This window comes from Thiohalocapsa halophila, assembly GCF_016583825.1.
Taxonomy (GTDB): Bacteria; Pseudomonadota; Gammaproteobacteria; order Chromatiales; family Chromatiaceae; genus Thiohalocapsa; species Thiohalocapsa halophila.
The window spans coordinates 1-4,210 of the sequence record NZ_NRRV01000138.1 but is presented as its reverse complement, the minus strand read 5'-3'; the positions used below and the strand labels follow the sequence as shown (position 1 = coordinate 4,210).

Annotated in this window: 5 protein-coding genes; 4 read left to right on the top strand and 1 reads right to left on the bottom strand. The window is 71.0% G+C overall.

The window, feature by feature from the left end; translation table 11 throughout:
* The 4 genes from tolA to ybgF form a co-directional block, all read left to right on the top strand.
* Window positions 1-605: cell envelope integrity protein TolA (tolA, locus tag CKO31_RS25305; RefSeq protein ID WP_200243453.1), on the top strand; the 605-nt coding region annotated here is incomplete at its 5' end.
* A gap of 10 nt (window positions 606-615) precedes the next feature.
* Window positions 616-1,920, top strand: coding sequence for a Tol-Pal system beta propeller repeat protein TolB (gene tolB / locus CKO31_RS25300; RefSeq protein ID WP_200243451.1), 1,305 nt, complete (start codon window positions 616-618; stop codon window positions 1,918-1,920).
* Window positions 1,921-2,109: 189 nt separating this feature from the next.
* Window positions 2,110-2,649 (top strand): peptidoglycan-associated lipoprotein Pal, encoded by a 540-nt coding sequence (gene pal / locus CKO31_RS25295; RefSeq protein WP_322789212.1) that lies wholly within the window; start codon window positions 2,110-2,112, stop codon window positions 2,647-2,649.
* Window position 2,650: 1 nt separating this feature from the next.
* Window positions 2,651-3,718, top strand: coding sequence for a tol-pal system protein YbgF (gene ybgF, locus CKO31_RS25290; protein WP_200243449.1), 1,068 nt, complete (start codon window positions 2,651-2,653; stop codon window positions 3,716-3,718).
* A 179-nt stretch (window positions 3,719-3,897) separates the two neighbouring features.
* Here the strand turns inward: ybgF and CKO31_RS27345 are convergent, their stop codons facing one another.
* A complete protein-coding gene (locus CKO31_RS27345) occupies window positions 3,898-4,029 on the bottom strand; it encodes a hypothetical protein (protein WP_274607815.1) in 132 nt (43 codons plus the stop codon).
* Window positions 4,030-4,210 lie beyond the last annotated feature (181 nt).

The following is a 4,210-nucleotide window of genomic DNA, read 5'->3' as shown; positions in this document are numbered from 1 at the left end:
CCGAGCTGGCCGCCCAGCGCGAGGCCGAAGAGCGAGCCCGCCGCGAGGCCAAAGCACAGGCCCGGCGCGAGGCGGAGGCGGCCCGCGAGGCGGAGCTGGAGGCGCAGCGCCAGGCCGAGGCGCGGGCGCGACGGGAGGCCGAGGAGATCGCCCGGCGGGAGCGCGAGCTGCAAGCCGCGCTGGCCGCAGAGCTGGAGCAGGAGCAGACCCGCGCGGGCGCCCGAGCGCGCGCTCAGGAAAGCGCCGAGCAGGAGCGGCAGCAGGCCGAGCAGCGCCGCCGCCGCGATGCCTTGGCGGCGGCGGAGCTGGCCTCCGCCCGCAAGCAGGTGGCGAGCCGCTGGGTGCCGCTGATCCAAAACCGCATCCGCAGCTTCTGGGTGCGGCCCGCGGGCAGCCCGCGCGGCGTCGAGACGGTGGTGAACCTGCGTTTGGAGCCGGGCGGGCAGGTGATCCCGGGGAGCGTCCAGGTGATTCGCAGCAGCGGCCACGGCGCCTTCGACCAGTCCGTGATCTCCGCCGTCTACAAGGCCTCGCCGCTGCCGGTGCCCGACGGCGACGAATTCGAGGACATGTTCCAGGACTTCAATTTCCGCTTCACGCCATGAGAGCCGGCTTATGCAACGACCACTCAGTCTGACCGCGCTGCTGCTCGCGGCACTGCTCGCCTGGGGCTCCGCGGGCACCGCCTGGGCCAAGCTCACCATCGAGATCACCGGCGGCGTCGAGGGCGCGCAGCCCATCGCCGTGGTGCCCTTCGGCAACATCGACGGCGCCAAGCCCGGCGTGGACATCGCCGACGTCGTCGCTGCGGACCTCGCCCGCAGCGGCAAGTTCAAGCCCATGCCGCGGCGCGAGATGCTGATGACCCCGCACCGCGAGGACGACGTGGACATGCGTGAGTGGCAGGTGCTGGGCATGAACAGCCTGGTGGTGGGCGAGGTCACGCCCCGAGCCACCGGCGGCTACGATATCCGCTATGCGCTGATGGACGTCTTCAGCGGCAAGACCCTGTTGGCGGACACCGTGACCTCCACCAGCAAGGGCCTGCGCAACGCGGCGCATCGCATTGCCGATGCCATCTATGCGGACCTCACCGGGGAGCCCGGTGTCTTCGCCACCCGCATCGCCTATGTGACCTCCCGCGGCCACAAGTCCCGCGTGGCCCTGCGCGTGGCGGACGCGGACGGCTTCAATGCGCAGACCATCGTCGATTCCGCCGAGCCCATCATGTCGCCGGCCTGGTCGCCGGACGGCCGCCGGCTCGCCTATGTCTCCTTCGAGGGCCGCCAGTCGGCGATCTATATGCAGGACCTGGGCAGCGGCCGGCGCGAGCGGATCGCCAGCTATGAGGGTATTAACGGCTCGCCGGCGTTCTCGCCGGACGGCCGTCGTCTCGCCATGACCCTGTCCAAGGACGGCAATCCGGACATCTATGTGCTGGATCTCGGCACCCGCCAGCTGACCCGGCTGACGGATCACTACGCCATCGACACCGAGCCCGCGTGGGCGCCCTCGGGGGACCATTTGGTGTTCACGTCCGACCGCGGCGGCAAGCCGCAGATCTATCGCGTCGCCCCCACCGGCGGGATGGCGCAGCGCGTGACCTTTCAGGGGGACTACAACGCCGCCGCCGAGTATTCGCCGGACGGCCGCTCGCTGGTGATGGTGACCCGCGAGGGCGGGCGCTTCCGCGTGGTGATGACCGACCCCCAGGGGGGCTCCAGGCGCTACGTCAGCAATGGCCGCCTGGACGAGTCCCCGAGTTTCGCACCCAATGGCAACATGATAATTTACGCGACCCAGAACAACGGCCGCGGCGTGCTGGCGGCGACGCCCGTCTCCACCGGTGCGAGCCACCGCCTGTCGCGGGATGCCGGCGAGGTCCGCGAGCCCGCCTGGTCGCCGCTGATGCGACGATGACGCCCATGGTCGCGCCTCGCATGCCTGCTGGCGCCGTCGGCCCGCGCGCGCCGCAGCGCCATCCTGGGCCGGGCCGCTGCTTCAGTCGGTTGCGATCTCCATCGCAATCCTGTCCCTGTCGAGCCGCCATCTCGCCCCGTCCATCTCGCCCAGCCCATCTCGCTCGGTCCATCTCCCCAGGAGTCCAACGTGAATCTGCATCTCCGCCCCGTTGCCGCGCTCTTGCTCGCGGCCGCCGTCACTGGCGGCTGCGCCACGCAGCAGCAGCCGCTGCCGCCGGCGGCGGCGCCGAGCGCCGAGACGCTGGATGCCATGCAGCGCAATGGCGATGTGGCAGCGGAAGTGCCCGCACCCCGGGAGCCGGCCGTGCCCCTGTCGCCGCTGGATGACCCCGGCAGCCCGCTCTACAAGAAGGTCGTCTACTTCGACTACGACACGGCCGAAATCCGCCCGGAAGGCGCCGAGCTGCTGCGCACCCATGCCGGGTATATCTACCAGACGCCGAGCGCACGCGTGACGCTGGAGGGACACACGGACGAGCGTGGCACCAGGGACTACAACCTGGCGCTGGGCGAGCGGCGCGCCGATGCGGTGCAGCGCTTCCTGGTCGCCGAGGGTGTGCCGGCGGAGCGGCTCTCGCGCCTGAGCTACGGCGAGGAGCGACCTGCGGAGCCCGGCAGCTCCGAGCGGGCCTGGTCCCTGAACCGTCGCGTGGAACTGGTGTACTGACATGGCCCGGAATGCGCATTCTTCTGACGTCGCGGCCCTCAACCCGAGCAATGCCCAGGCCGCTGCCCGCGCCAGGCTGGCGCGCAGGGCCTGTGGGCTGCTTATCGCCGTGGCGCTCGTGGTCGCCGCCGCCGCTGCCACCGCCCAGGTGCGCCGCGACGATCTGCTGGTACAGTCTCCCGTGCCCGGCGCCGGCGACGAGCCGGTCTCCAACGCCGAGCTCGCCAGGCGCCTGGCGCGGCTGGAGCGCATGCTGAACGACCAGAGCCTGTCGGACTTCGTGTTGCAGCTCCAACAGCTCCAGCAGGAGCTGCAGGAGCTGCGCGGGCAGGTGGAGCTACATCAGTACCACCTGCGCCAGGTGCGCCCCGGGCTGCCGCAGCTGGGACAGTCCTACGCGGAGCGCACGCAGTCCGAGCAGGCCGCCGGCGATGACCCGGGAGCGGGCGCCGAGGGCGGCATAGGGTCCGGCACAGGGACTGGCACTGGCGAGCTGGCGGCGAGCGGCGCACAGGGCGCTGAAGGCACGGCGCAAGCGCAAGGCCAGCAGGCAGCCGACGGCGCCGAGGATGCTGGCGCCCAAGTCCCGGTGGCGCCGCCGCCGAAGACCGGCGTGGGCGCCCTCGGCGGCGGCGGTGATGCCGGCGGCACTCTGGCGCTGCCCTCGCCCGAGACCCTGGAGGGCGGCGAGCGCGAGGCCTACCGCGACGCCTTCGAGCTGCTCAAGGAACGCGACTACGCCGGCGCCAAGAAGGCGTTTGCCGGCATGTTGGTGCGCTACCCGGATGGTCAGTTCGCCGACAACGGAGTCTACTGGCTGGGCGAGATCGGCTATGTCACCAAAGACTACCCGGCGGCACTGACCCACTTCAACCGGCTCATCAGCGACTATCCCGGCAGCCCCAAGCTGCCGAGCGCCATGCTCAAGCTCGGCTATGTCTATTCAGACCAGCAGGACCTGAAGCAAGCCCGCAGCATGCTCGAAGCGGTGGTGGAGCGCTTCCCGGATACCACCGAGGGTCGCCTCGCCCAGGGGCGGCTGGAGCAGATGACGCGCGAAGGCGGCTGAGCGACAGTTGAGCCCGAGTCGAGCCCCAGTGCCGTCGCCGCTGTGCGCCTGCCCGTAGGTCGGGCCGACGCCAGGAGGCCCGACATTCAGGCGGTTGCCACCAGCGCGGCGTCGAGACGCTGCCTGCATCTGGCCGCCAGAGCTCGGACCCTAGCAAGTGCTCGTTCCCGCGACGTGCTTCAGCCCGGTCGCAGCACGTCCCACACCAGCCCTGCCGCGAGCGCCCAGAGCCCGAGCCGCAGCAGGCGCCGGTAATGCTCGGGCTGGATGCGCCGGCGCAGGCGGATGCCGAGCCACAACGCCAGCAGCACGCCGGCAGCACCTGGGTGCCGGCGAAGCTGCCGATGGCCGTGAACACGGGGATGGTGCGGCCTGGCAAGGCCGCGTGTTCTAGCGGGTGAGAGTCCCGCCTGGGTAATCGTGAGCCGCGAGCCCAGTATCGAGCCTTGCGGCGCGGGTGGTAACAGCCGTGTCGATGCGTAGGCCAGATAA